Origin of the sequence: Exiguobacterium sp. SL-9 (genome assembly GCF_004336985.1) — a bacterium.
In the GTDB taxonomy this organism is placed as follows: domain Bacteria; phylum Bacillota; class Bacilli; order Exiguobacteriales; family Exiguobacteriaceae; genus Exiguobacterium.
Genome location: NZ_SJUO01000001.1, coordinates 275449 through 300972 on the forward strand (window position 1 = coordinate 275449; position 25524 = coordinate 300972).

Genomic DNA, 25524 nt, shown 5'->3' on the forward strand with positions numbered 1-25524 from the left:
TTTTTCGTTCATTGTCCCTTCGCTTGCTTGGACTTCATTCGTTTCTTCCCTTCGCGGCACATATCGAGCAGCGGACACGTCTCGCAGGCAGGACGTTGCGCTTTACAATGATAGCGTCCGAAAAAGATGAACTGGTGATGGAGCTGTGACCATTCTTCACGTGGGAACTTCTTCATGAGTGTGTCCTCGACTTGGCGGACGTTGTCTTTCCAGCGACAGATACCGAGCCGTTTCGAGACGCGCTCGACATGCGTATCGACGGCGAACGCCGGTTCATGAAACGCGACGGACAAGACGACGTTCGCCGTTTTGCGTCCGACGCCAGGCAATGCCTCGAGCGATTCACGGTCGGACGGGACGATTCCGTCGTGACGTTCCACGATTTGCATCGAGAGCGCCTTCACGTTTTTCGCTTTATTGCGATACAGACCGATGCGTTTGATTAACGCCTCGATGTCGGCGACGTCGGCCGCTGCCATCTGTTCGACGGTCGGATAGGCCTCGAACAGACCAGGCGTCACTTTGTTGACGAGCGCATCGGTCGCTTGCGCCGATAAGGCCACGGCCACGACGAGCTCGAACGGGTTGCGGTGCGTCAACTCACAGTGGGCGTCCGGGAACATGCGACGCATCGTGTCCGACACTTCCGACAATTGGGCTCTCGTCAACATCACTTTTTCCTCCGTTGATAATCGACGAGGTCCTCGAGCGACTCGACGTTATGGTCTTGCCACACCCGGAGAATCTTGTCCATATATTTGAAGTTGCGCACGTTGCGTAGTTTCGCTTCCCGAAGCGCAGCCATGATCAGCTCTTCACTGAAGCCGTCCTCGGTCAACCAGCCGACGATCTGCTCAATCTCAAACGGGGTAATCGTCCCGAACTCGCGCTCAAACGTATGAATGATGTTCTCATTCAACGAATGGGCCGATTTTTCAGAGGTTGCCCCTTCATCGAGTGCTAAGAATAACGGGAGCAGACTGTACCGTTCGACCTCGGCCGACGCATCGATGGCAATCAACTCTTTTTGGAGCAGACCGAGCAACACGGCGCGGGCCTCGCTCTCGGCCACGTTCATCCGGTCTCCGAGTTCACTCGGAAGCGGCATCTCGATGCCTTCCCCGATCATTTCCAGCAGATGGATGACGAGATTGAACTCAATCGGCGTCAAGTTGAGGCGACGTGCCTCGGTGAACAGTTTCCTCGGAACGACGACTGGATTTTGTTCGAACAGCTTGATTATATTATGTGCATCCATGTCGCACATCCTTTCTAGACAAATCAATCGGGGAAGACAACGTCATCCCCGATCGGCGATTATGGGTGAATGCGGTTTAAGAGACGTGGGAATGGAATCGCTTCGCGGATATGTTCGATGCCGCTAATCCAAGCGACCGTCCGCTCAAGGCCGAGACCGAATCCAGAATGCGGAACCGATCCGTATTTACGGAGTTCGAGATACCAATCGTAAGCATCTGTCTCATCGAGGCCTTCTTTGATAATCTCTTCCTTCAAACGGTCGTAGTCGTCTTCACGCTGCGAGCCGCCGATGATTTCGCCATAACCTTCTGGCGCGATCAAGTCGGCACAAAGGACGAGTTCCGGGTTCTCCGGGTCGACTTTCATGTAGAACGGTTTGATATCTTTCGGCCAATGTGTGATGAACACCGGGAGGTCATGCGCGTTGGCGATGGCCGTCTCGTGCGGCGCGCCGAAATCGTCGCCGTACTCGATGTCGTCAAAGCCTTCCTCTTTCAAGAACTTGATCGCATCCGTGTAACGGACGCGCGGGAACGGTGCTTGTACTTTCTCAAGTTTTGACAAGTCGCGTCCGAGCAGTTCCAATTCGTTGCGGCAGTTCTCGAGCGCCGATTTGGCGATGTACGAGACGTAGCGCTCTTGGAGTTCGAGGCTCATATCGTGGTCGAAGAACGCCATCTCCGGCTCAATCATCCAGAACTCGATCAAGTGGCGGCGTGTCTTCGATTTTTCAGCCCGGAACGTCGGTCCGAACGAGAATACTTTCCCGAGTGCCATTGCGGCAGCCTCCATGTAAAGTTGGCCCGTTTGTGACAAATAGGCCGGCTGTCCGAAGTAATCCGTCTCGAACAATTCTGTCGTGCCTTCCGGGGCGCTAGACGTGATGATCGGTGGGTCGATTTTCACGAATCCTTCTTGGTTGTAGAACTCGTACGTGGCCCGGATCAATTCATTACGGACTTTCATGATCGCGTGCTGACGGCGTGAACGGAGCCATAGGTGACGGTTGTCCATCAAGAACTCTGTCCCGTGCTCTTTCGGTGTAATCGGATAGTCGACCGATTCCGCGATCACTTCCATCGCCGTCACTTCGAGTTCGAAGCCGAGCGGCGTGCGTCCGCCGTCCGATTTGACCGTACCTGTAACCCAGACCGAAGTCTCTTGCGTCACGCCTTTAGCGAGCGCAAACAAATCTTCAGCTACGTCGGCTTTGACGACGACAGCTTGGGCAAAGCCGCTCCCATCACGAAGTTGAAGGAACGCGATCTTCCCGCTCGAACGTTTGTTGGCGATCCAAGCTCCGACCCGGACCGTCTGGCCTTCATAGTCTTTAAATTGGCTGATTGAAATAGTTGTCATGTTCATATCCATCCTTTCGCTTATCGAGCGTTACGTGTAATGAAGTCTTCCACTCGATCGAGCGCTTCTAATACCCGTTTTAATTCTGTTGCATAAGACAAGCGGACGTAGTCGTCCTGTCCGAAACCTGAGCCCGGGACGAGCGCGACGAACGCCTCACCGAGAACGGCCTCGCACCACGCATCGACCGAGTCGTAACCGCTCATCGTGGCCGCTTCTTTGGCGTTGGCATATAAGTAAAATGCGCCTTGCGGCTTCAAACATGTGATCCCTGGGATTGAGATGAGTCGATCATAGACGATCTCGAGTCGTTCAGCGAACGAAACGCGCATCATCTCGACATCATCTTGCGATCCGTTGTATGCTTCGACCGCCGCCGCTTGCGCGATCGACGTCGGATTCGATGTCGAGTGCGACGCGAGATTCGTCATCGCCTCGATGATCGTCTTATCACCGACCGCATAGCCGATGCGCCATCCCGTCATCGCATGCGACTTCGAGACGCCGTTGATGATGATGGTCCGGTCTCGCATGTCAGGCAACGTCGCGATCGAGACGAACTCCGCATCGCCATAGACGAGTTTCTCATAAATCTCGTCACTGACGACGAGCAAATCGTGCCGTTTGACGACGTCTGCAAGCGCCGACAGTTCGGACTCTGTATAAATCATACCGGTCGGGTTCGATGGGCTGTTCAAGATGACCGCCTTCGTCCGGTCCGTGATGGCCGCTTCGAGCAGCTCAGGCGTCAATTTGAACATCGTCGCCTCGTTCGTGTCGACGTAGACCGGGACGCCGTCCGCGAGCTTCACTTGCTCCGGATAACTGACCCAATACGGTACTGGGATGATGACCTCGTCCCCTTCATCTAAAATCGCTTGGAAAAGTGCATAGAGGGCGTGTTTCGCACCGGAAGCGACCATGACCTCCGGACGGGTGAACGTCAAGTTGCTGTCGCGTTTCGTCTTTTCGATGATTGCGTCTTTGAGTGCGACCGTCCCGCCAGATGGGGTATACTTCGTGTCGCCATCGCGTGCGGCCTGACAGGCCGCCTCGATGATGCGTTCAGGCGTATTGAAGTCCGGTTCGCCGGCCCCTAGCCCAATCACGTCTTGACCCGACGCTTTTAACGCTTTCGCTTTCGCCGTGATGGCGAGTGTTGTTGAAGGTGTCAACTGCTTTACACGTTGTGCCAATAGATGTTCCATGGAGATCCCCCTCTAGTTTCGTCAAGGCGAGTCCGTCAATTGGACCCGTCGAATGAATTCGCCCGCTTGGAGCGTATAATACGAGTACGTGTAAGACGTGCCCGCTTTTGTCACGACCTCGATCAATGCCCGTTCGTCGAAGCCATACTTACAGCTGACGAGCGTACCACCGGTCTCCGCGACCGAGTCGGCACAGATTTGATCCAAATCGACCGTCGCGATATCCCGTGTCACGATTGGCAACTTATCATCGACTGGCACGAACTGGACCCGATCCGTCTCCTCGAAGACGATGTACGGTTCTGTCCCGTTGAACAATTCGGCACGTTCAATCGATACGGACGGTTGCTCGGCGACGAGTCGCTCGCGCGCTTCCTCGATCATCTTCTCTTTCGTTCGCTCGGTGTGGCCGACCGTGAACCAATAAATGCCACTAAATACGATGACGACACCGATGAGTGCCGTCATGAACGCAATCACTACTTTTGTCTTCCGTGTCATTCCGTCCGATAGATGGTAAACACCATCTCTTCTTTCTTCGGATCATTCACTTTTTTCTCTAAAGCAAGACCGAACATTAAATCTTGGCTCTTCAACGTGCGGTTCAACAAGTCGACAATTTTGTAGACGTCTGCCGTCGGCTCGATTCGAACCGTCGCCAACGTCTCAATATTCGAATTCATGATTACTCCTCCTTCAAAAAACACTATACCCATTATTATAAAGCGATAATTTCACGCTGCCTAGCGTTATCTCTGATTTCCTAGGCCTGTCTTCTCTTTCTCGTCTAAAAATAGCTCTAGTTCGGCGAGTGCGGTCTCAAGCGGTCCATCGATTCGATCGACGGCCGGCAAACTGTTGATGAACTGTTTCCCGTAACGCGTCGTCTCGACGCGGCGGTCGAAGACGAAGATGGCACCGTAATCCTCCTTCGAGCGAATCAGACGACCGACCCCTTGTTTGAAGCGGATGACCGCTTGCGGGAGTGACAGCTCAAAGAATGATGATTTGCCTGTCGCCTCGATCTTCTCGGACCGTGCCTGCATGACCGGCTGGTCGGGAGGCGCGAACGGGAGTCGGACGATGATGAGGCAGGTGAGTGCCTCGCCCGGAATGTCGACACCTTCCCAGAAGCTCGACGTTCCGAACAAAATCGACTGGTCGATCCGTTTGAACTGTTTTGTCAAGCGACTACGCGATCCACCGCTGACACCTTGAGCGAGCAACGTATATGCCTCATCCAACTGAGTTTTGACGGCCTCGTGCGTCAAGCGCAACAATTCGTTCGACGTGAACAAGACGAGCATGCGCCCTTTCGTCACGTTAGCGATTTGAGCGATCGAGCCCGCGATCTGTTCAACGAACCGCGGCAACGGGACTTCGTTGATAAGTGGGATGTCGGCCGGGACGAACAGTTTCGCTTGCTTCTTAAAATCAAACGGTGACGCCAACACGACGCGGCGAACGTTTTCCCCGTCGAGTCCGAGACGCCGCTCGATGAAGCCGAACCGTCCTGAGACGGTCATCGTCGCCGACGTCAAGATCGTCGGCCGTTTGGCAAACAGCCGCTCATGCAGGAGCGGACCGATCTCGACCGGCTGGGTGTACACTGAAGTCAACTTGCGATTGGCCAGATTGAGTTCTACCCAACTGACGGCATCGTCATCCCGTGTGAGCATCGTCTCGTAAAGCACGCTCTCAATATCGCGCACGTCGCCGATGAACGCCTTCAAATCACCGAGCACGGCCCGCTGTTTGAACGTCATATGCTCTTTGTGTTCATCGAGAAGCCGATGCAGTTGCCGGAGCGTCGTCCGGAGCGTTCGCAGTCGGTCTTCGAGCCGTTTCGCCACCTCTCGGATCGGCCGGAACGTTTCTCCTTCCCGCTCGAAGCGGACGGTTTGACGCTGCTCCCGTTTTTTACCGAGTGACTGGAGCGCCGTGAGCAAATCGTTCAGCTCATCGTCGACACGGGCGAGCGTTTGATCGGTTGCCTTACTGAACGCCTCCGCTTCTTCTGAAACGGCCGTCAAATCGGCGAGTCCGAGCACCCGTGAATGGAATTTGCCGTCGGCACCATAACCGAACCATTTGAACAGGCGATCAAATTGGATCGCATCAAACGTCACACCGAAGTGATGCGACGCGACTTCCTCGACTTGATGCGCCTCGTCCAAGACGAGCGGTGTATCGGTTGGGAGAATCCCGGCCTGATGTTGCAAATCCGAGAACAATAGGGCATGGTTCGTCACGATGATGTCAGCTTCTTTCGAGCGCAAGACAGCACGGGTGAAGAAATCACGACTGTACCAAGGGTCGAACCGACCGAAGTCAGAGGCCGCATCGGCCTGAATCAACCGTTTGAATGAGGCCGGACCTTGTGACGCCGCACCGGGCAATGACAACTCTTCCAAGTCGCCCGTCTCCGTCTCGGTCAACCAGACGAGGACCATCGCCTTGCACATCGCCGGGAGTAAACCGTCGTTCGTTTCTTCGAGAATCATCTCGAACTTTCGGAGGTCGATGTAGTTGCGTCTCCCTTTCAAGAGTGTGAACTCGATTTCAGGGAAAATCGCTTTTAAAATTGGTAAATCTCGATTCAACAGCTGTTCTTGTAACTGAATCGTATGTGTGCTGACGACGACCGGTCGCTTCGTCTCAAGCGCATGATGGGCACTCGGAATCAAATACGCCAACGTTTTCCCGGTCCCTGTCCCCGCCTCGATCAACAGCGTCGCTTCGTCATCGAGCGCTTTATAGACGTGTCGCATCATCTCGAATTGACTTTGACGCGGCTCAAATTGGCCAAACAGCGCAGGAAGCGTCTCTTCGATCGTCCGATGAAGAAACGGTTCAAACGGTTCGCGTTCGACAGCGGGCTCGAACGTATCGACGAGACGTCGGAACGCGATTTTCCGATGAATATCGAACGTCGTCTCATCGTCGGCTCGTATCCCGACTTCGAGAATCAACTCATCGAGTAGCGGTTCGACGTTGCTCGTCCACGACTCGGACAGCCGTCGCAATTGTTTCAGCGTCACAAGCGGCAAAGCGCGCAACCGTTCGACTAAACGAATAAACAGTTCCGCTGTTGCCTCGGCATCACTGAGTGCCCGGTGCGCGTCGGTATGCACGAGGTCGAACGTCTCAGCGAGTGACTCGAGCGCATGGCTCTCGAGCGTCGGATATAGAATCCGGGCCAGCTCGACCGTATCGATTGCCCGTCCTTGGAACGGTAAATAGCCCGCTTGTTCGAGGCTTTCATTTAAAAAATTCAAATCAAAAGATACGTTATGGGCGACGAATATCCGTCCATCGAGCATCTTCCATATATCTGGGATCACTTCTTCAAACGTCGGGGCTTCCGCCACGTCTTGATTGGTGATCGTCGTCAACTGCGTGATAAAAGGCGGGATTGGGCGACTCGGGCGAATCAAGGTACTGTAGCGCTCAATCACTTCACTCCCTTGAACGACCACCGCCGCAAATTCAATCAGTTCGTCGCCGGACTTGACGGAATGACCAGTCGTCTCCAAATCCACTATCACATAGGTGTCCATAACATCCATCCCATCTTCGGCACGATCGTGCTTTCTGTCTGTCTCATCTTACCATAGAACGATACACGAAAAAACGGGGATGCCTCTATCGGCTATCCCCGCTCGTGTCATAGAATCGTATGCGCGATCTCTTCATAAAGAAGTTGATCGATTTCGTTCCGTTCGTTCAAGACGGCGACTTTCGGACGATGCTGTTTCGCTTCCTCGGCCGTCATCTGACCGTACGCCATGATGATGACGACATCTCCGACTTGGAAGTGACGGGCCGCTGCCCCGTTCAAACAGACGACACCCGAACCTCGCTCTCCTTTGATGACATACGTCTCGATACGAGCACCGTTATGGTTATTCGTGATGTGCACATGTTCGTTCTCCATAATGCCGACCGCGTCCATCAAATCTTCATCGATCGTGATCGAGCCGACGTAATGCAAATTTGCTTCGGTGACGGTCGCTTTGTGTAGTTTCGCGTGCATAAATGTTCGAATCATTGGATTCATCCTCTCTTCCAAATCACATTATCAATCAAGCGGGCCCGTTCGAACTGCACCGCTACGGCAATCAATAGTTCCGTTGACACGGATGTCACCTCTGTCAACGTCGGGTAGTCTTTGATTTCTACATAGTCAACCGTACTGTTCGAGATGTGATGCAGGCGTTCCTCAAGACGCACTTTGACGTCTTGAATCGTTTGGCCTTGTGCGAGCGCGTCCTTCGCTTCGTTCAATGCCCGATTGATGTCACTCGCGTCCACTTTCTCTGTCTCAGACAGATAGACGTTCCGGGACGATTTAGCAAGACCCGATTCTTCACGAATGATTGGACAGCGGCGAATCTCGACCGGTACGAAATAGTCACGGACATATCCTTCAATCAAGGCGACTTGTTGCGCATCTTTCAAACCGAAATAGGCGCGTGTCGGACGAACCAAGTTGAACAGCTTGGAGACCACGGTCAAAACGCCATCGAAATGACCGGGCCGGCTCGCTCCACATAAGACGTCGGCGCCGATACGTACCGTCACGCGAGCCATGTCGAGCGGATACATCGTCTCCGCGTTCGGATAGAACAAGACGTCTACCCCCGCCTCGCGGGCGAGCGCCTCGTCCCGTTCAAAGTCACGCGGATAGCGGTCGAGGTCTTCGTTCGGTCCGAACTGCGTTGGGTTGACGAAGATGCTCATGACGACGAGGTCGTTTTCTGATTTGGCCGCCTCGACGAGACTGAGATGCCCTTCGTGCAAATAGCCCATCGTCGGAACGAAACCGATCGTTCCAGCGTCTGTCAACAGTTGCTGTAAAGCTTGTGGTGTTGTGACGATGTTCATGCCTTGCCCCCGTAGAGCGTATCGAGTAGCGACTCATCCATCGTGAACGTGTGTCGTTCGAGTGGGAACGAGCCGTCTTTCGTCGCTTCGACGTAATTGCGAATCGCTGTCGTCGCGACCGCGTTCACATCTGCGTACGCCTCGACGAACTTCGGCAGACGGTCGACGCCATATTTCAAAATATCGTGATAGACGAGCACTTGACCGTCCACGTCGGCACCGGCACCGATACCGATGACCGGGATCGTAAGTGCCTCGGCAATCTTTTTGGCCAACTGGTGCGGTACACATTCGAGAACAAGCATCTTCGCCCCGACCCGTTCGGCCTCGAGGCTGTCAGCAATCAACTGTTCGGCATCTTCGAGCGACTTGCCCTGTACTTTATAGCCTTCGAGCACACCGACCGATTGCGGCGTAAGACCAAGGTGGGCGACGCACGGCATACCGACTTTCGTCAGACGTTCGATCGTCTCGAGCACTTCGCCGGCCCCTTCGAGCTTGATGGCATCGGCTTGCCCGTCTTGGAACAAGGATGCGGCCGCTTGAAGCGTACGATCGAAATCACCGTGGTATGTCGCGAATGGCATGTCGACGACGACGAACGTGTCACGTGCCCCACGGCGTACGGCCTTGGCGTGATGGACCATGTCTGAGGTCGTCACCGGAATCGTCGAGTCGTAGCCGAGTACGACCATTCCGAGCGAGTCGCCGACCAAAATGATGTCGACGCCCGCAGCCTCGGCCAGTTTCGCTGACGGGTAGTCGTAAGCCGTCAACATGACCAATTTCTCTTCTTGCTTCATTTTCTTCAATAAAGAAGTCATCGTATGCATATGGTTCTCCTCCTAATGTGGAGACAGGTTAGAAAAAACGCCTTCCTCACGAATGGTAAGAAGGCGCACGAAAACGATCTCAAGTAGATGAGTGTCCTTCTGTCCCTGTCAAAATGATCAAGGCAGACAAAAAAATGTAGTGACGGTCTGCAGTTCCGGTACACTTCGCTAGCGATAGCGTCCGGCACATTCATTATAGACCACGAAGCCGTTTCCATCAATCATTCCAAACTGCGATCTCGGCCGAGTAAATCGGCTCAACCATTCCTTCTCGTTCCAACAGGAGTGCCCCTTCATCCGAAATCCCGCGCATCAAACCACGTCGTGGCTTACCTGACGCGTTCAACGTGACCGGTTCGTCCAAATAGGCGGCGTGTTCGAGCCAATGGTCGCGCACAGGGCCAAACCCCGACTCGAGGAATAAATCATATTCGGTTTCAAGCTCGACGAGCAAATTGGCGAGCAGTTCACTTCTGCGATACGACTGGGTCGTTTCAAGTTTGATCGATGTCGCGCGATGAGCCAGCTCGTCCGGGATGACGTCACTATTGACGTTTAATCCGAACCCAAGAATGACGGCTTGAATTCGGTCGCCTTCTGTCTGCATCTCGGTCAAAATCCCACCGATTTTCTTCCCGTTCAGCAACAAGTCGTTCGGCCATTTGATTTCGGCCGGGACGGCTTGACCATGTAGGGCGCGGGCGAAGGCACTCGCCGCCATGAGCGTCAATTTCGATGCGTCGCGAATTGGCAACGCCGGGCGCAAGATGACGCTTGCCGCGATGTTGACGCGGCTCGGATTATACCAGTTCCGCCCGAGTTGACCTCGCCCAGCTGTCTGTTCCTCGCTGATGACGAGCGTCCCTTCCGGAGCGTCTTTTTGTGCCAACTCATGGGCGATACGCTGGGTCGTGTCGATTTGTTCGAACGCATGGACGACTTGTCCAAATCGCCCTTTCCGGAACGACACAAATGCCGGTTCATCGAGCCGGTCGGTCTGACCGAATAATTGATACCCTTTCCGGGGGATCGTCTCGATGACATACCCGTCTTGTTTTAATGTCTCAATATGTTTCCAAATAGCGGTACGTGAAATACTTAATTGACGGGCCAACTCTTGCCCGCTCCACACTGTCCCGTCTTGCAACAGATTTAAGACTTTTCCGCGTGTCGAAGCCATTGTTCGGCCTCCTTTCGTAACGGTTCCGGTTCGTTGTCGAGCTCGTCAGTGAGCACGAGCCGCTCGACATGGGCGAGCAGTTGTTTGATGAGCGGTCCGCGCGCCCCAATCTGTAACGCATCGCGACCATCGAATCGGAGTTCTCGACGTGACTGGATCGGCAACTGCCGTTTCAACTGTTCGGCCGTCTCGCTGCGGCCGGACATGTGCAAGTATGTCGCTAGCGTCTCCGTCGTCGTCTCATAGATGGTGAACGTGTCGAGCCCTGAATCAAACAGACGGGCGAGGACACCTGCCTCCCGTTTTAACGCGTTCGAGCGTTTCCAAGGTGTCAGCCAATTGGTGTCGTCGGCATAATAGACGAACAGCGCCCAGCCCCCGACCGGATTGATTGGCGTCCGCTTGTCGGCGATGACGCGCTCGATTAGCTCTGTCGAGACGTTCGGTAAATACTGATGGATGCCGAGGTCAAGGATTGCCTCGAGCGCCTTCCGATACGCCGGGCCCACCATCAGTTTCTCAAACTCGATGGCGATCCGCTCCATCGCGATATCTTGCAGTTTGTGACCGAGCGCATGAGAAGCACGTTGCACGTCATCGTCGAGTCGGAAATCGAGCTGGGCCATGAAACGGAACGCCCGCATGATGCGGAGCGCATCCTCATTGAAGCGTTCATATGGACTACCGACGGTCCGGATGACACGTGCCTCAAGGTCCATCCGTCCTCCGAACAAGTCGACGACGTTGCCATCGTGGAACGCCATCGCATTCATCGTGAAATCGCGACGTTTCATATCTTCCTCGAGCGAGACGCCGAGCGAGACGTGGTCGGGCCGTCTCGAGTCCGAGTACGTCCCTTCCGAACGGAACGTCGTCACTTCGAACGGATGATGGTCGAGAATGACCGTCACTGTGCCATGGTCAATCCCGGTCGGTACTGATTTTGGAAACAAGCGCATCACTTCGTCCGGGAAGAGCGACGTGGCGATATCAATATCGTCCGGTAGCGTGCCGAGCATATAATCTCGGACGGCGCCGCCGACGATATACGCCTCCCCACCGTGGGCGTTGATCGTCTCGATGATTCGTTTGGCGTACTCCCATTCCGTCATCGGTCCACCACCTGTTCATACAACGTTTCATACGCTGTGACAATATCGGCCGAGGCGAACTGTTTGGCCCGCTCGAGGCCGTTCGTACGGAAACGTGCGTGCAGTTCTCCATCGAGCAAGATTGCCTCGAGTGCCTTCGTCGCCGCATGCGCGTCCCCGCGTTTGATGACGAACCCTTCCACGCCGTCCGTGATGACTTCCGGTAACCCGCCCGCATCGCTGACGACCGACGGGACCCCCGTCGCCATCGCCTCAAGGGCGACGAGGCCGAACGCCTCTTTGTCTGACAATAGGACATGGGCGTCACTAATCGACAAGAGTGCCGCCACTTGCTCTTGCTTCCCGGCGAAGATGACTTGCTCTTCAAGCCCCATCTCGCTCACGAGGCGGCGCATCGCTCCCATGAGCGGACCATCACCGACGAGGAGCAACTTCTTGTGCGGCACGTCCATCTGTTCGAACGACTCGAGCACGAGATCGATTCGCTTCACTTGGCGGAAATTCGAGATGTGGATGACGACCCGGTCCTGTTCGGACAGACCGTATCGTTCGCGAAGCGCTGTGTCGGCTTGCGGCTGATAGACGGCCTCGTCGATAAAATTATGGATGACGTCGATTGACAAATCGGACCCGATCCGCTCGAGCGTCTCTTGTTTCAAGCTGTCCGAGACGGCCGTGATCGCATTCGATTGGCGCAAACCATATAAAATGGCCGGCTTAAGTTCCTCGTCTTCCCCGAGCACGGTGATATCGGTCCCATGTAGCGTCGACACGATCGGTGTCTTCGTTCCCGCCATCTCGCGCCCGAGGGCTGCACAGACGGCGTGCGGCACGGCGTAGTGCGCATGGATCACGTCAAGTCCGAACGCCTGGATGACACTCGCAATCTTTGAGGCGAGCGTGATGTCGTACGGCGGATAGCGGAACACCGAGTACTGGTTGATCTCGACTTGATGGAACGTGATATTCGGATGATAGGCGTTCAGTCGGAACGGGATGCTCGACGTGATGAAATGAACGTCATGACCTCTGTCGGCAAGTTTCATGCCGAGCTCGGTGGCGAGTATGCCGGAACCTCCGACCGATGGATAGCACAGGACCCCGATGCGTAGTCTCATGCGAGCTCACCCGCCTTCGTGACGACGTACGGCCGGGTCGTCATGAGCCCTTCGGCGTACTCCGTGCCGATCAAACTGCCGAAATGACGTTCCCGGGCCAAGACCCGCTCGAGGTACGCATCCGTCAGTGGGGTCGCTACCCCGTCGACTGGCGTAAATTGGCTCGCGTAAGCACGAAGCGCGTCGAGCTTCCGTTCAATCGTCGGAGAGATATCGATACAGACGTCAGGCGTCGCGTGGGCATTGATCATATATTGATAGACGCTCGCCGGTCGATACGCCGGAACGTCGGGCATGAATTTACGGATCCCGGCGTTAAAGAGCGCCTCCTCGACGAGTCGGGCACATGCCCCATGGTCGGGATGGCGGTCGACGCCATATGGATAGAGGACGTGTGTCGGCCGTTCGGTCCGAATCAAACGGACAAGCGCCTCGACTTGCGTTGCGTCCCCGGTCAAACCCCGGTCCGGGAAACCGAGGTTTACGCGGCGGGTACCGAGCACAAGGTCGGCCGTCTCGGCTTCTTTCGACCGGGTGACGACGTCCCCGTTCGAGGACAGTTCGGCTCTCGTCAAATCGACGTAAAGCACCTCGACCCCGTCCTCGGTCCATTGGGCGGTCATGCCGGCGATACCAATCTCAATATCGTCCGGATGGGCCCCAATTGCTACTATTTTCATAAAATCACCTCTTCTGTGAAAAGTATATCGGACTCCGTCTCGATTGTCATATGTTCAGGGTAGGCAACCGAGAGGTTTTTCGAGTACGCTACTAGATGGGAGGTGAACCAAATGACGGTACAATTACCGATTCGGTTTCGCAATATTTTCTTTATTTTAATTGGTTCCTTTATTTTTGCGTTCGGGGTTTATCACTTCAACGTCCAAAACAATTTGGCGGAAGGCGGTTTCACCGGGATCACACTGATTCTACGAGGTTTGTTCGACTGGTCACCGTCGATCACGAACTTGGCGCTCAACATCCCGCTCTTCTTCGTCAGTTATAAGCTGCTCGGGCGGACGACGTTCATTTACACGCTCATCGGGACGTTCAGTTTCTCGCTCTGGTACGGACTCATCGCCAAGTACTCGAACCTCGTCATCGATTTGACGGACGATATGGTGCTCGCGAGTCTGTTCGCAGGTCTTTTCATCGGGGTCGGTCTCGGCATCATCTTCAATAACGGTGGGACGACCGGAGGCGTCGACATTATCGCCCGGCTCGTGCAGCGCTACGTCGGCTGGTCGATCGGCAAGACGTTCCTCGTGTTCGACTTTTTCGTCATCGTCCTCAGTTTGACGTATCTCGATATTCGCGAGGCGATGTACACGCTACTCGCCGTCTATGTCGGTGCCCGCGTCATCGACTCGATGCAGGAAGGGACATACGCCGGGAAGGCAGCCATGATCATCAGTGATCACCGCACAGCCATCGCCGACGGCATCCATGCCACGATGAACCGCGGGACGACCCGACTTCTCGCCAAAGGTGGCTATTCGAACAAGGAGCTTGAAGTGCTGTATGTCGTCGTCGGCCGGAACGAAGTGAATCGATTGAAGACGATCGTCAAACAGATTGATCCGCACGCCTTCATCACGTTCCACCATGTCTATGAGGTCGGCGGTGAAGGCTTCACGTTCGATGAGAACCGGATTCCCTTGAAATAAGTCACGACGCACAACGCCCCGTTCGAATGAACGGGGCGTTTCATAATCGCTTGATGTGGACGATCTCAAACATGAGCGCGCCTCCCGGTGAAGCGATTGAGACGGTTTGACCGACGGCGCCCCCCATCAACCCGTTGCCGAGCGGTGACGTCGCGGAGATTGTCCCGTTCGCCAAATCGGCTTCGAGCTCGCCGACGATTTGGTACGTCTCGGTTTCTTCTTGAGGTAGTTCTCGGAGTGTTACCGTGTCACCGAATCCGACTTGTCCGGCATCTGATTCCCGTTCTACGATGACGGCGTCGGCGAGCGTACGCGCTAGTTCGATGATTTTTGTCTCGATGCGCTCTTGTTCGCGGACCGCGTCCACATACGTCACGTCTTCTCGAAAGTCACAAAATTTCCGAGCTGCCTTGACGCGTTCGAGCGCCTCGCGCCGCCCATCGACGCGAAGCGTCTCGAGTTGTTCGATCAAACGCAGGCGACCCGCCTTCGTCAATTGTGGTTTTGGCATGGGTGGCTCCTTTCAAAACGAGATACAAAAAAAGTCCCGTCGTTCGACGGGACCGTTGATTCTACTCGTCACGTGGCATGAAGACGATGAGCGCCAAGCGGATGAGTTCGGCGACGGCGACGAGCGTTGCCGCTACATACGTCCATGCTGCCGCGTTAAGCACTTTACGCGCGCCCGACTCTTCTGTTGCCGTGACGATGCCGTGACTCGTCAGTTCAGCCATGGCCCGTTTCGAGGCATCGAATTCGACCGGAAGTGTGACAAGTTGGAACACGACCGCCCCGAGCATCATGACGACACCGAGTTGAGCGAGGCCCATCGCTCCGAGGAGGAAACCACCTAAGAGAAGTGGGAACGACAAGTTCGATGTGATGTTCACGACCGGGACGAGCCGGTGACGGACCCGCATCATCTTGTAGTCTGTCGCATCTTGAATGACGTGGCCGATTTCGTGGGCTGCAATCGCAGCCGATGAGATCGTCGAACCTTGATACACTTCACGCGATAGACGGACGACTTTATTGACCGGGTCGTAATGGTCACTCATCAATCCATCGACCATCTCGATGCGGACGTTGTGGACACCGTTTTGTTTCATGATAAAGTCAGCGACTTGTGCACCCGTGACCCCACTTTGAATCGGTTGTTGGAGAAACTTTTTGTACGTACTTTTCACTCGCATCTGGGCCCATAACGGGATGAGCATAATCAGTGCAAGATAGAAAATATAGCCACCTAATGACATGTTCTCGATCACCTCTGCGTGTATTTGATAATCTGATTTTACATTCTTATGAACTTATTATCAAGCGAAGTGCGCAGGATGATGTGGTATCCCATAAAAAAACATATTCCGGTCAACCAGAACGAGCCGTAGCCGATCCAGGCGATATGTTCGGCGAGCGACGGATAGCGCGGCCATTGACCGAGCACATAGTCGACAACATCGTTATGGATGACCCAGACGAGCGTCAAGACGAACGAGCGAACTGTCCATGTCATGAACGGCGCGTATAAGAAAGCCTGAAACGCCATCGCTCCGTGCGACACCATCAACATGACGGCCATGAGGATGGTGAACGTCTCGGCGTCCGGGCCCAGCCCTCTCAAGAACAACAAGTTCATGACGACGGCCCACACTCCGTATTTGACGAGCGTGATGAAGGCAAGCGTCTCCATGAGCGGTGATTTTTTTCCAGCGAGCCAAAGGCCGAGCACGATCGTGAAGAAAAGCGAAGCGGTCGGACTGTCAGGCACGAACGGCCAGTAGAGGAGCGGCGTATCGCGAAGCTGTGGCTCATACCAGACGTACCCGTAAATCGTGCCGAGCAAGTTGATGATAAACAAGAGCACTAAGACGATCCGATGCGTGAGGATTGGGCGTAACATATGTATCATTCGAGTATTCATCCTTTTTTATCCTAATTGTAACGTAAGAGACCCAAAGTAAAAAGAAGCATGACCCGTTTAACGGGCCACGCTTCTTGAACCAATGGCTTATTGGTTATTCTCGCCGCCTTCACCGTACGAAGCGATGAATTCAGACATGGCTTGGAGGTCCTCATCCGAACCTTCCCATTGGCCGGCCGGCATCGTTCCGACACCGTTGACCGCGATTTCCGCAATCTCTTCAGCCGTGTATGCTGTGCCGACGAGACCTGGAGCGGCAGCGCCGCCTTCAAGGTTCTGACCGTGACAGTTCACACAAGACTGGGCCGCGTAAATCTCATAACCTGGCGCAGCCGTATCAATTTCCGGACCCTCACCTGGTACTTGAAGAATCCCTTGCTCGTGGACTTGGTCCCAGTGCGTCGTTTGAACCGACTCCCACGTCAAGTAGAAGACCGATAAAATACCGAGAAGCATGAAGCTAATGGCGACCGGACGCTTCGCCGGACGACGTTCGAGCCCTTGGTCAAGCCATGGTGCAATCAAGAGTGCCGTAAAGGCGACCCCTGGCAAGATGACCGTTCCAAGCAAAATCCAATCCCCTGCTGCGAATTGGTACTTGAGCAATTGATACAAGAACAAGAAATACCAGTCCGGTAACGGAATGTAAGACGTGTTCGTTGGATCGGCGATGTTTTGAAGCGGTGGTGCCTCGACGATTGTCAAGGCGATGAACCCGATCAAGAAGACCGAACCGACCATCCACTCTTTCAACAAGAAGTTCGGCCAGAACGCTTCAGTGCGTCCTGGGTATTCAGAATAGTCTTTTGCAATATTTTGTTTCCGATTCGAGATTCCTACTCGAGAGTCGGTTACAAATTTCATCCCTTTACCGCGATGCATATCGTTTCTCCCCCTTTATATCTTCGAATCGGCTTATAGCGGTCCTGAAATCCCTTGTTTACGAATCATCAAGAAGTGGGCTCCGAGGAGTCCGAACAAGGCCGCCGGTAAGAAGAAGACGTGAATGGCGAAGAAGTTCGTGAGCGTCCGTGCGCCGACGATCTCACCACCGGCGAGAAGCGTCTTGGCGATGCCACCGATGACCGGGACACTCTCGGCAATTTGAAGCGTAACTTTCGTCGCGAACAACGCTTTCATATCCCACGGCAACAAGTACCCTGTAAGACCGAGCGCCAAGACGACGAAGAACAAGAGAACACCGACGACCCAGTTGAGCTCGCGCGGTTTCTTATACGATCCGGTAAAGAATACGCGGAGCGTATGTAAGAACAACATGACGATTGCGACCGATGCGCCCCAGTGGTGCATCCCACGAACGATTTGTCCGTGTGCGATCTCGTTTTGTAAATAGTACACCGACGCGTGCGCGTTGATGATGTCTGGTACATAATACATCGTCAAGAACATCCCTGACAGGATTTGAATCACGATCGTGAAGAACGTCAGACCGCCAAAACAATAGACAAATGCTGAAAAGTGATGGGCAGGGTTGACGTGTTCTGGAACTTCATGGTCAGCGATGTCGCGCCATAACGGCGTGATGTCGACGCGTTCATCGACCCAATCATAAATTTTTTGTAACATCGACTATTCCCCCTCTCACAACTGTGCGACTGGACTGCCCAAGTATAGGAAGCCGTCTTTTTCTTCTTTTTCGTAGCGTGCAAGTGGTGATGTCGGAGGCGTACCCGGAATGTTCGTTCCATCTTTCTCATAGCGACCGAAGTGACACGGACAGAAGAACTCTGTCGGTCGAGTCGGGTCTCCACCATATCCTACTTGGCAACCGAGGTGTGTACAAATTGGAGACAAGGCGATGACTTCGCCGCTCTCATCTTTAAATACCCACGCCGAAAGCGTTTCTTCAAATTCATACCAAGCATCTTGCGTTTGTTTCTTAAAGTCGACACGTTGCGGCTCAGTCGTGATGTCGTCGAGACTGATGACTTTTACTTTATCGCCCGCATCCGATTTTTTTAAGACCGGATCGATCGCAAAGTTGACCATCGGACTGATCAATGTTGCCGCCATAAAGCCACCTACACCAGTCAACGTATACGTTAAGAACTGACGGCGTGTGACTTTTGACCCATTTTGAGCCATTTCGTTCCCCCCTCATTCGTGTGCATAACCCCATAATTCTTTATGCATTCTTCACAAAAATTTCTCACTCAACAAAATAGTATATCAATAAAACCTCTACGTCAACCGCTTCATGTCGCCATCCAACGGCTCGAAAGCTCAGTAATGACTTGCGTCGCAAAATTTTGAACCATCGTGTGCGACTGCTCGCCGGACATGCCTTTTAACGCAAGCGGCGGAACAAAAATAATCGGCAGTTCAGACCCTTTAAAACGCAAATCCGAGGAGATGAACAACACGTGGGAAAACCCAGAGGCCATTGCTTTCATGTGTACCGCTTCTGCCGTCGCACGGCCAGCATCCACATCGACGTAACTGAGCGTCGGACTGAGCATCGTCCGTCCCGACAGTTGCCGTTCGGTCTCGAGTGCGACCGCCTGAATGACTTCGTTGCCTTCGGCTTTACGCACGATGTCCTCATCAAACGCCAGTTCGACGAGTGGGACGACGAGCGTATCGACGTATTGGCGTTCTGTCAGCGACTTCATCGCGTCTATGCCATCGAACCTCATCTTCCTCCTCCTCTCCTCTAGACATACATCATCATGTCCATTGTAGCGCACCTACAAACGTTCCCTATGCGAAACTTATGAACGAAATGTGAAATTATTGTGTATTCCTACGTCATTAATATACCAAAAAACAAGCGCTGACCATAACGGAAGCGCTTGTTTTTATTAAAATAATTTTGAGGCCCGCACTTGATGCAGTTGGCTCGTCAAATTCCGGAACAATTTCTCGTCGCGCCGGTCGAGCGCCTTGTCGATTTCGACGAGCAGACGTTCTTCCTCGAACTGGGCGACCGAGGCACGGATGACCGTTTGAGCGGACGTCGTCACTTCATCCTTCAGTTCAGCGACGGGCTCGAACGGATTCAATTCAACGATATCGATCCACATCTCGTCGATCATCATTCCTTGGAAGTTGAGCTCCACGTAGATCGCTCCATCGTGGAGCCGGATGTCGTGATACGCCTTCTCAGGATTGACCGTGATGAGGTCACCCCGGCGATAGCGGAACGGTTCCCCGTCAAAGCCGTACGCCGTCATGATCAGGCTACGCGGTGAGACCGAGGCGTTCGTGACGAAATGAACGTTCCCGAGTTTTTCTGGATGTCTGAGCCAGTAGTCGATAATCCATTTGGCCTCTCGTTTACGAAGCGTATGATGAGCGAGGAATCGCTTTAAGAACATCTTTTTCCGCTCGACCATATGACCCCATCTCCTTTGTATCGATTAATCGTGGTCCGTCAACCGTTCGAGCCGCTCCTCAAGAGCTTGGCGATCGTCGACGTCGACGGTGAGCGCAAGCGTTTGCTCGAGCACTCGTTGCGCTTCGGCACGCTGTCCTTCTTCTATCAATAGTGTAGCCCATTCGATGGCAAATGACACGTCCTCTTTATAAACTTGCTCAATCGACCGATATAACGTGACGGCTTGATCGTACGCTTCGAGTTCATAGGCCGCTTTCGCTTTATACCAGGTCATAAGCGGGGACGTCGAATGCTCTTCGAGCGTGTCGATCGTCTCAAGGACGGCCTCCATATCGCCGGACTCGAATAAGACGGACAAGAGGAGTTCGGTCGCCTGGAGCGATTCCGGGTTCAGCGCGAGCGCCTCCCGGAGTTCCGCGACCGCCTCGTCCGTTCGGCCCTGCTTCAAGAACAGCTTCGCCTTCACCGTCCGCAACTCATCGTTGTAGTCGTCACGGTCGATTCCCTGATCGATGACGACGAGTGCCTCATCGAGACGGCCAAGCGCATCGAGCGCCTCCGTATAAGGAAGATAGAGCGACGTGAAGTCAGGGTCCATCGCCTGGAGCGACTCGAACTGTTTCACAGCGATTTCGTCGCGGCCGATGCGGTGAGCGGTCATCGCGTGACCGAACACGGTATTCAAGTTGCGGTCGTCCGCCTTCTCATACTCGTCGAGCGCTTCTTCGAACGAGCCGATCATCGTGAGCGCCTCGGCGTAGTCCGCTTGATAGTCGAGTTCTTCCGGCAAACGCAAGTGTGGCAGACGAGCATAGAGTGGGACGGCCTGTTCGAACGAACCGATTGACGCATACAGTTCGGCTAGTCCATATATGAGAAGCGGTTCGTCAGGATTCGTTTCAAGCGCCTCCATCAGTTTCTTGACGGCGACCTCGTCCAAGCCTTGCGATTGATACAAATCTGCGAGCAAGACGAGACTGCGCATATGCGCTTCTTTATCCGTCGTGTCAATCTTTTCAAGGACGGCAATCGCTTCTTCTTCACGGTCACTATCCAAGTATGCCTCGGCGAGCGACAAGGCGACATGCGGATTGCCCGCGTAATCGACATACAGCGCCGCGAGCACGTTCACGGCACGATCGGCAAGCCCGAGTTCGAGGTAGATGTCGGCGATCGCCAAACGGTCCTCGTCCGACCCGTCCTTCTCGAGCGACTCAAGATGCATGAGCGCATGCTCGGTCTCGCCCTTCTCGAGCATTTCGATGATATGGTTCAATTCTATTTCGTCTAACATGGTTATAGTTCCTCCTACCGACTACTCGTATTGACGTTATTCTATCTCACGTCCGAGGCGTTGTAAATCGTCACGGAATCGTGGGTAACTCACATCCGCCGCCTCGACATGTTCAATCGTCACACGTTCGGTCGTCAATAAGTCCGCGATTTGAAGCATCATCGCGAGTCGATGATCCCCGTGCGAAGACACATGTCCACCGTGAAGGCGGCTCGGAAAGACATCGAACCCGTCCTCGGTTTCGCGTATATCGACACCGAGCGCGGAAAGTTCTTGCACGACAGTCTGAATCCGATCCGTCTCTTTGACACGGAGTTCGCTCGCGTCCCGGACAGATGACGGACTCGTCGCTTGTGAGGCGACGAGCGCAAACAACGGCAACTCATCGATTTGGTGCGGGATTGCGTCCCCATCCAACCGAATGCCTTGGAGCGTACTCGTCGACACGGTCACGTCACCGACCGATTCTTCCCCGAGCGTACGGACGTTCGTCACTTCAATCTTCGCCCCCATCCGTTCGAGCGTGCGCAAGAAACCGATTCGTGTCTCGTTCAAACAGACATCGGTCGTCGTGAGGCAACTGTTCGGTACGAGCGCCGCACCGGCCCACCAAAAGGCGGCCGAAGAAGGATCGGCCGGAACGGCCACGTTCGCAGCTTCAAGAACTGACGGCGACAACCGGATTGTCCTGATCCCTTCGTCAGAAGTGATTTCAATCTGTCCTTTAAAGAGCGGTAGCATACGTTCGGTATGGTCCCTTGACAAAACCGGTTCGCGGACAATCGTCGGGCTGTCCGCGCGCAGTCCGGCGAGCAAGACGGCTGATTTCACTTGTGCACTCGCAACGGGCAACGTGTAATCGATGCCTGAAAGTGACCGTCCGTAGATATGGAGCGGAGCGAAATCTCCGTCGAGAGCGGCACCCATTTGCCGGAGCGGGTCCGTTACCCGACGCATCGGACGTTTTGAGAGCGAGGCGTCCCCGGTAAGCGTGAATTCCCCATCATATCCAGCGAGAAGCCCGGTCATGAGACGCATCGTCGTGCCCGAGTTCCCGCAATCGAGTTCGGCCGACGTGAGCGTCTTTGCTCCCGTGATGAGAAGATGGTCAGGCGCTTCAACGACGACGGCACCTAACCGTCGAATCGCCTCGAGCGTCGAACGACAATCCTCACCGAGGAGCGGATTGTAAATCGTGGTCTCCCCGGTCGCTACAGCCCCGAACAAGAGAGCCCGATGCGTGATTGACTTATCACTCGGCACGCGTATGAATCCATTCAATCCCATATTAAAACCACCCTTTCATCTGATGGAACGCTTCCTTGAGCCGTTCTGCCGTGACGCTTTCTACGGTCACTTCATCGCCAAGCAGGACGAAACGGATGTGACCATCCCGATTCTTTTTATCACGTCCCATGCTTGCGAGGTACGTGTCAAACGATTGCCATTTGACCGCTGTGATCCTGTTCTGCTTCATGAACGAAGCGAGGGCTCTGGCCCGCACTTCGTCGCCGGAAACGAGGAAAGCGTACACCATGCCGTAGAGAATCGCTTCCCCGTGCGACAATCGGTACGCTTCGGTCGATTCCAATGCATGGCCGAACGTATGGCCGAAATTCAGCCACGCCCGCACGCCTTGCTCGCGTTCATCGGCCTCGACGACCAATCGCTTCACTTCGATTCCACGCGCGAGCCATTCTTCCCAATCGAGTGGTCCTTCGGCCAAAGCATTGAACAACTCCACCTCGAACGAGTGACCGAGGACGTAACGTGACAGATAGGCATGTTTAATCAATTCGCCGAGCCCGCTCAAGACGTCTCGCGTGGACAATGTTTCGAGACGGTCGACATTGTAATGGACGCCGGCCGGTTGATAGAACGCACCAATCGCGTTTTTCGCGAGCGGATGGTTGACCGCGACTTTCCCACCGACGGCCGAGTCATGGGCAAGGACCGTCGTCGGTACTTGTATGTAACGCACACCGCGCATATAGACACTCGCTAAAAAGCCAGCCAAATCTCCGACCATGCCGCCACCGAACGCCACGACGAGCGTATCCCGGTCACAACTGGCCGTCAACCCGTCTGTCACGAGTCGTTCGATTGTCTCGAGCGACTTCGAGCCATCCCCGGGGCGAACGACCGACCAGACGATTGCGTCATGTTTGCACGCGAGCCGGTCCCGGAACGTATTTCCGTGTAGCCGGTCGACCGTCTCATCCGTGATGACCCAAACGGTTGAACAGGTGAAGTACGGGACACGATCGAGCCAGGTATCATCCCGCTCGATCGTGACCTCATAGGGAGTCGAGGCGTTCACCTGGAGCGTCACCACGTGCGGATCTCTTCCCGGTACGAAGCGACACGAGACTGGATGCGGGTGACCGTATCATGCCCGAACGTTTCGCACAGCTCACGGGCGAGCTCGAAGGCGATGACCGCTTCGACAACGAGCGAGGCGGCCGGCACGGCACAAGCGTCGCTGCGCTCGATTTGCGCGAGAAATGATTCTTTCGTATCGATATCGACCGATTGGAGCGGTTTGTAGAGCGTCGGAATCGGTTTCATCACAGCCGTACAGACGATCGGCATGCCTGTCGTCATCCCGCCTTCGAAACCGCCGAGATGGTTGCTCAGTCGTGTATAGCCGTCCGGACCATAAGCGATCGGGTCCATCACTTCAGAACCTGGCCGATACGCCATGTCAAACCCGTCGCCAAACGCGACGCCTTTAATGGCGTTGACACTCATGACGGCGCGGGCGATGGCCGCATCAAGTTTCCGGTCGTATTGGACGTACGACCCGAGGCCTGGGATGACGCCATGCACTTCGGTACAGACGACACCTCCGAGCGAATCACCGGCGGCTTTCGCCTCGTCGATTCGACCCATCATCGCCTGACCGGCCGCCTCGTCGAGCGTCCGGACCGGCGACGCCTCGATCGTGGCGCGCATCGTGTCGAGCGACTCGTATGACACCTCGGCTGTAACACCACCGATGACTTTCACATAGCTGACGAGCGATATGCCGACCGAAGCGAGCAGTTGTTTGCTAAGTGCGCCGACGGCGACCCTGGCGGCCGTCTCCCGAGCGCTCGAGCGTTCGAGCACGTCACGAAGGTCACGATGGTCGTACTTCAAGCCGCCAACGAGGTCCGCATGTCCCGGTCGTGGTCGGACGACACGGCGTTTAATTTCCACGTCCGCATCGATCGGTTCGGCCTGCATCACGTTCCGCCAATGGGTATGGTCCTTGTTCTCGATCCAAAACGACACAGGGGCCCCTGTCGTCACCCCATGACGAATGCCGGCTCTTACCTCGATTCGGTCTGATTCGATTTGCATACGACGCCCTCGTCCGTAACCGGATTGCCGTTTGGCAAGCTCTTCATTGATTGCTTGGACGTCGACTTCAAGTCCCGCCGGCACACCTTCGATGATGATTGAAAGCCCAGGGCCGTGCGATTCTCCTGCCGTCAAATAACGCATCTACGCCACCTCACTCTTCAAATTTTTCGTAAAAGAAACTTTGTTTCATCTTGTAACCGTACCGTTTCGGTTGAAAGATTTGCTCCGTCCCCCCAACGAAGAGAATCCCGCCTGGCCGAAGTGAGCGATGGAACGATTTATATACCTTCTCTTTCGCTTCCTCGGTGAAATAAATCAAGACGTTACGGCAGACAATCAAATCAAAATTCCGCTCGTACACATCTGCCAACAAGTTATGTTTTTTGAACGTCACCAATTTTTTGATGTCTTCCGTGATGTAATAGTCGTCACCGCGGCGGGTGAAATAACGCTGCCGAAAATCAGGGGGCAAGTCAACGAGCGCCCGCTCATGGTACTTGCCTTGCTTCGCTTTTTCGATCACCACGTCATCTAGGTCCGTCGCCGTGATTGTGAACTGGGCAGGTGACAAATGTTTCGATAACAGCATCGCCAATGAATACGGCTCTTCTCCAGTTGAACAGGCCGCGCTCCACACACGCAATTTGCCTTGGCTCTTTCTGATGAGTTCAGGTAAGATGTCTGTCTCCAACTGTTGCCATCGGACCGGGTTGCGATAAAATTCGCTTACGTTGATCGTCATGCGATCTAAAAATTCATCGTATAACCCACGATCCGCTTCCATCGCTTTAAAATACTCGATAAAAGTGGCATACCCTTTCTTCTCACGAAGCGCGATCATGCGACGCTTCATTTGAGCCTCTTTATATAAATTCAAGTCGATTCCCGACTTCAAATAAAACTTTTTTACGAAGATGGCATAATCATTTATCACCAGTTTCAACCTCAATTCTTTCTCTTCTCCTAGATCATGTCGTGC

Annotated in this window: 28 protein-coding genes; 1 reads left to right on the top strand and 27 read right to left on the bottom strand. The window is 54.3% G+C overall.

The features are described 5' to 3' along the window. Positions 1–8: 8 nt before the first annotated feature. The 14 genes from nth to bshB1 all read right to left on the bottom strand — a co-directional run bounded on the left by nth (position 9) and on the right by bshB1 (position 13637). Positions 9–671, bottom strand: coding sequence for an endonuclease III (gene nth, locus EVJ34_RS01445; protein ID WP_131434093.1), 663 nt, complete (start codon positions 669–671; stop codon positions 9–11). Further along, positions 671–1258, bottom strand: coding sequence for a DnaD domain-containing protein (locus EVJ34_RS01450; RefSeq protein ID WP_131434091.1), 588 nt, complete (start codon positions 1256–1258; stop codon positions 671–673). The genes nth and EVJ34_RS01450 overlap by 1 nt, the downstream gene beginning before the upstream one ends. 59 nt (positions 1259–1317) lie before the next feature. Continuing rightward, on the bottom strand, positions 1318–2619 hold the full coding sequence (gene asnS / locus EVJ34_RS01455; protein WP_131434089.1) for an asparagine--tRNA ligase: 1302 nt from the start codon (positions 2617–2619) through the stop codon (positions 1318–1320). Between the two features lie 20 nt (positions 2620–2639). Beyond that, positions 2640–3827: a pyridoxal phosphate-dependent aminotransferase gene (locus tag EVJ34_RS01460; RefSeq protein ID WP_131434087.1), complete on the bottom strand. Its 1188-nt coding sequence runs from the start codon at positions 3825–3827 to the stop codon at positions 2640–2642. Positions 3828–3848: 21 nt separating this feature from the next. Beyond that, positions 3849–4307 carry a hypothetical protein gene (locus tag EVJ34_RS01465; protein WP_236636610.1) on the bottom strand — a complete coding sequence of 153 codons (459 nt, stop codon included), beginning with the start codon at positions 4305–4307 and terminating at the stop codon, positions 3849–3851. Positions 4308–4324: 17 nt separating this feature from the next. Next, positions 4325–4510 carry a YpmA family protein gene (locus EVJ34_RS01470; protein ID WP_016509977.1) on the bottom strand — a complete coding sequence of 62 codons (186 nt, stop codon included), beginning with the start codon at positions 4508–4510 and terminating at the stop codon, positions 4325–4327. 66 nt (positions 4511–4576) lie between these two features. Continuing rightward, a complete protein-coding gene (dinG, locus tag EVJ34_RS01475; protein ID WP_131484536.1) occupies positions 4577–7387 on the bottom strand; it encodes an ATP-dependent DNA helicase DinG in 2811 nt (936 codons plus the stop codon). Positions 7388–7494: 107 nt separating this feature from the next. Continuing rightward, on the bottom strand, positions 7495–7878 hold the full coding sequence (gene panD, locus EVJ34_RS01480; RefSeq protein ID WP_021067221.1) for an aspartate 1-decarboxylase: 384 nt from the start codon (positions 7876–7878) through the stop codon (positions 7495–7497). A 5-nt stretch (positions 7879–7883) separates the two neighbouring features. Beyond that, the gene (gene panC / locus EVJ34_RS01485; protein ID WP_131484537.1) at positions 7884–8714 is read right to left on the bottom strand and encodes a pantoate--beta-alanine ligase; all 831 of its coding nucleotides are present in this window, start codon (positions 8712–8714) and stop codon (positions 7884–7886) included. Next, a complete protein-coding gene (gene panB, locus EVJ34_RS01490) occupies positions 8711–9547 on the bottom strand; it encodes a 3-methyl-2-oxobutanoate hydroxymethyltransferase (RefSeq protein ID WP_131434079.1) in 837 nt (278 codons plus the stop codon). Before panB ends, panC begins: the two co-directional genes overlap by 4 nt. Positions 9548–9764: 217 nt before the next feature. Continuing rightward, positions 9765–10727: a biotin--[acetyl-CoA-carboxylase] ligase gene (locus EVJ34_RS01495; RefSeq protein ID WP_131484538.1), complete on the bottom strand. Its 963-nt coding sequence runs from the start codon at positions 10725–10727 to the stop codon at positions 9765–9767. Beyond that, positions 10700–11839, bottom strand: a complete 1140-nt coding sequence (locus EVJ34_RS01500) for a CCA tRNA nucleotidyltransferase (protein WP_131484539.1) — start codon at positions 11837–11839, stop codon at positions 10700–10702. The genes EVJ34_RS01495 and EVJ34_RS01500 overlap by 28 nt, the downstream gene beginning before the upstream one ends. Then, entirely contained in the window at positions 11836–12957 is a 1122-nt protein-coding gene (gene bshA / locus EVJ34_RS01505) for an N-acetyl-alpha-D-glucosaminyl L-malate synthase BshA (protein ID WP_131484540.1), read from the bottom strand. The genes EVJ34_RS01500 and bshA overlap by 4 nt, the downstream gene beginning before the upstream one ends. Continuing rightward, positions 12954–13637, bottom strand: a complete 684-nt coding sequence (gene bshB1, locus EVJ34_RS01510) for a bacillithiol biosynthesis deacetylase BshB1 (protein WP_131484541.1) — start codon at positions 13635–13637, stop codon at positions 12954–12956. The genes bshA and bshB1 overlap by 4 nt, the downstream gene beginning before the upstream one ends. A gap of 111 nt (positions 13638–13748) precedes the next feature. Here bshB1 and EVJ34_RS01515 point away from each other — a divergent pair, with 111 nt between their 5' ends. Further along, positions 13749–14624, top strand: coding sequence for a YitT family protein (locus EVJ34_RS01515; RefSeq protein WP_131434069.1), 876 nt, complete (start codon positions 13749–13751; stop codon positions 14622–14624). 40 nt (positions 14625–14664) lie between these two features. Here the strand turns inward: EVJ34_RS01515 and EVJ34_RS01520 are convergent, their stop codons facing one another. The 13 genes from EVJ34_RS01520 to EVJ34_RS01580 all read right to left on the bottom strand — a co-directional run bounded on the left by EVJ34_RS01520 (position 14665) and on the right by EVJ34_RS01580 (position 25476). Continuing rightward, a complete protein-coding gene (locus tag EVJ34_RS01520; RefSeq protein WP_131484542.1) occupies positions 14665–15135 on the bottom strand; it encodes a GreA/GreB family elongation factor in 471 nt (156 codons plus the stop codon). Positions 15136–15196: 61 nt separating this feature from the next. Then, positions 15197–15880 carry a zinc metallopeptidase gene (locus EVJ34_RS01525; protein ID WP_131434065.1) on the bottom strand — a complete coding sequence of 228 codons (684 nt, stop codon included), beginning with the start codon at positions 15878–15880 and terminating at the stop codon, positions 15197–15199. A 38-nt stretch (positions 15881–15918) separates the two neighbouring features. Next, complete coding sequence (locus EVJ34_RS01530; RefSeq protein WP_131434063.1) at positions 15919–16533, bottom strand: DUF1405 domain-containing protein; 615 nt, start codon at positions 16531–16533, stop codon at positions 15919–15921. 99 nt (positions 16534–16632) lie between these two features. After that, positions 16633–17427, bottom strand: coding sequence for a menaquinol-cytochrome c reductase cytochrome b/c subunit (locus EVJ34_RS01535; protein WP_131434061.1), 795 nt, complete (start codon positions 17425–17427; stop codon positions 16633–16635). A 33-nt stretch (positions 17428–17460) separates the two neighbouring features. Then, complete coding sequence (qcrB, locus tag EVJ34_RS01540; protein WP_021067209.1) at positions 17461–18132, bottom strand: menaquinol-cytochrome c reductase cytochrome b subunit; 672 nt, start codon at positions 18130–18132, stop codon at positions 17461–17463. A gap of 15 nt (positions 18133–18147) precedes the next feature. Next, the gene (locus EVJ34_RS01545; protein WP_131434059.1) at positions 18148–18651 is read right to left on the bottom strand and encodes a QcrA and Rieske domain-containing protein; all 504 of its coding nucleotides are present in this window, start codon (positions 18649–18651) and stop codon (positions 18148–18150) included. Positions 18652–18761: 110 nt separating this feature from the next. Then, on the bottom strand, positions 18762–19202 hold the full coding sequence (locus EVJ34_RS01550; protein ID WP_201739653.1) for a DUF2487 family protein: 441 nt from the start codon (positions 19200–19202) through the stop codon (positions 18762–18764). 165 nt (positions 19203–19367) lie between these two features. Next, positions 19368–19901 (bottom strand): ReoY family proteolytic degradation factor, encoded by a 534-nt coding sequence (locus EVJ34_RS01555; protein ID WP_034777333.1) that lies wholly within the window; start codon positions 19899–19901, stop codon positions 19368–19370. Between the two features lie 24 nt (positions 19902–19925). Continuing rightward, a complete protein-coding gene (locus EVJ34_RS01560) occupies positions 19926–21197 on the bottom strand; it encodes a tetratricopeptide repeat protein (protein WP_131434057.1) in 1272 nt (423 codons plus the stop codon). Between the two features lie 36 nt (positions 21198–21233). Beyond that, on the bottom strand, positions 21234–22484 hold the full coding sequence (gene aroA, locus EVJ34_RS01565) for a 3-phosphoshikimate 1-carboxyvinyltransferase (protein ID WP_131484543.1): 1251 nt from the start codon (positions 22482–22484) through the stop codon (positions 21234–21236). Position 22485: 1 nt separating this feature from the next. Further along, positions 22486–23532 (bottom strand): 3-dehydroquinate synthase, encoded by a 1047-nt coding sequence (locus tag EVJ34_RS01570; protein ID WP_131434053.1) that lies wholly within the window; start codon positions 23530–23532, stop codon positions 22486–22488. After that, positions 23526–24686 (bottom strand): chorismate synthase, encoded by a 1161-nt coding sequence (aroC, locus tag EVJ34_RS01575; RefSeq protein WP_131434051.1) that lies wholly within the window; start codon positions 24684–24686, stop codon positions 23526–23528. The genes EVJ34_RS01570 and aroC overlap by 7 nt, the downstream gene beginning before the upstream one ends. 10 nt (positions 24687–24696) lie before the next feature. Continuing rightward, on the bottom strand, positions 24697–25476 hold the full coding sequence (locus tag EVJ34_RS01580; protein ID WP_034779832.1) for a CheR family methyltransferase: 780 nt from the start codon (positions 25474–25476) through the stop codon (positions 24697–24699). Positions 25477–25524: the final 48 nt, after the last annotated feature.

What these genes read in the sequence shown, in the direction of transcription:
- nth (WP_131434093.1), bottom strand. Translation starts at nt 671, where the DNA reads ATGTTGACGAGAGCCCAATTGTCGGAAGTGTCGGACACGATGCGTCGC.
- EVJ34_RS01450 (WP_131434091.1), bottom strand. Translation starts at nt 1,258, where the DNA reads ATGGATGCACATAATATAATCAAGCTGTTCGAACAAAATCCAGTCGTC.
- asnS (WP_131434089.1), bottom strand. Translation starts at nt 2,619, where the DNA reads ATGACAACTATTTCAATCAGCCAATTTAAAGACTATGAAGGCCAGACG.
- EVJ34_RS01460 (WP_131434087.1), bottom strand. Translation starts at nt 3,827, where the DNA reads ATGGAACATCTATTGGCACAACGTGTAAAGCAGTTGACACCTTCAACA.
- EVJ34_RS01470 (WP_016509977.1), bottom strand. Translation starts at nt 4,510, where the DNA reads ATGAATTCGAATATTGAGACGTTGGCGACGGTTCGAATCGAGCCGACG.
- dinG (WP_131484536.1), bottom strand. Translation starts at nt 7,387, where the DNA reads ATGGACACCTATGTGATAGTGGATTTGGAGACGACTGGTCATTCCGTC.
- panD (WP_021067221.1), bottom strand. Translation starts at nt 7,878, where the DNA reads ATGATTCGAACATTTATGCACGCGAAACTACACAAAGCGACCGTCACC.
- panC (WP_131484537.1), bottom strand. Translation starts at nt 8,714, where the DNA reads ATGAACATCGTCACAACACCACAAGCTTTACAGCAACTGTTGACAGAC.
- panB (WP_131434079.1), bottom strand. Translation starts at nt 9,547, where the DNA reads ATGCATACGATGACTTCTTTATTGAAGAAAATGAAGCAAGAAGAGAAA.
- EVJ34_RS01495 (WP_131484538.1), bottom strand. Translation starts at nt 10,727, where the DNA reads ATGGCTTCGACACGCGGAAAAGTCTTAAATCTGTTGCAAGACGGGACA.
- EVJ34_RS01500 (WP_131484539.1), bottom strand. Translation starts at nt 11,839, where the DNA reads ATGACGGAATGGGAGTACGCCAAACGAATCATCGAGACGATCAACGCC.
- bshA (WP_131484540.1), bottom strand. Translation starts at nt 12,957, where the DNA reads ATGAGACTACGCATCGGGGTCCTGTGCTATCCATCGGTCGGAGGTTCC.
- bshB1 (WP_131484541.1), bottom strand. Translation starts at nt 13,637, where the DNA reads ATGAAAATAGTAGCAATTGGGGCCCATCCGGACGATATTGAGATTGGT.
- EVJ34_RS01515 (WP_131434069.1), top strand. Translation starts at nt 13,749, where the DNA reads ATGACGGTACAATTACCGATTCGGTTTCGCAATATTTTCTTTATTTTA.
- EVJ34_RS01520 (WP_131484542.1), bottom strand. Translation starts at nt 15,135, where the DNA reads ATGCCAAAACCACAATTGACGAAGGCGGGTCGCCTGCGTTTGATCGAA.
- EVJ34_RS01525 (WP_131434065.1), bottom strand. Translation starts at nt 15,880, where the DNA reads ATGTCATTAGGTGGCTATATTTTCTATCTTGCACTGATTATGCTCATC.
- EVJ34_RS01530 (WP_131434063.1), bottom strand. Translation starts at nt 16,533, where the DNA reads ATGATACATATGTTACGCCCAATCCTCACGCATCGGATCGTCTTAGTG.
- EVJ34_RS01535 (WP_131434061.1), bottom strand. Translation starts at nt 17,427, where the DNA reads ATGCATCGCGGTAAAGGGATGAAATTTGTAACCGACTCTCGAGTAGGA.
- qcrB (WP_021067209.1), bottom strand. Translation starts at nt 18,132, where the DNA reads ATGTTACAAAAAATTTATGATTGGGTCGATGAACGCGTCGACATCACG.
- EVJ34_RS01545 (WP_131434059.1), bottom strand. Translation starts at nt 18,651, where the DNA reads ATGGCTCAAAATGGGTCAAAAGTCACACGCCGTCAGTTCTTAACGTAT.
- EVJ34_RS01550 (WP_201739653.1), bottom strand. Translation starts at nt 19,202, where the DNA reads ATGAGGTTCGATGGCATAGACGCGATGAAGTCGCTGACAGAACGCCAA.
- EVJ34_RS01555 (WP_034777333.1), bottom strand. Translation starts at nt 19,901, where the DNA reads ATGGTCGAGCGGAAAAAGATGTTCTTAAAGCGATTCCTCGCTCATCAT.
- EVJ34_RS01560 (WP_131434057.1), bottom strand. Translation starts at nt 21,197, where the DNA reads ATGTTAGACGAAATAGAATTGAACCATATCATCGAAATGCTCGAGAAG.
- aroA (WP_131484543.1), bottom strand. Translation starts at nt 22,484, where the DNA reads ATGGGATTGAATGGATTCATACGCGTGCCGAGTGATAAGTCAATCACG.
- aroC (WP_131434051.1), bottom strand. Translation starts at nt 24,686, where the DNA reads ATGCGTTATTTGACGGCAGGAGAATCGCACGGCCCTGGGCTTTCAATC.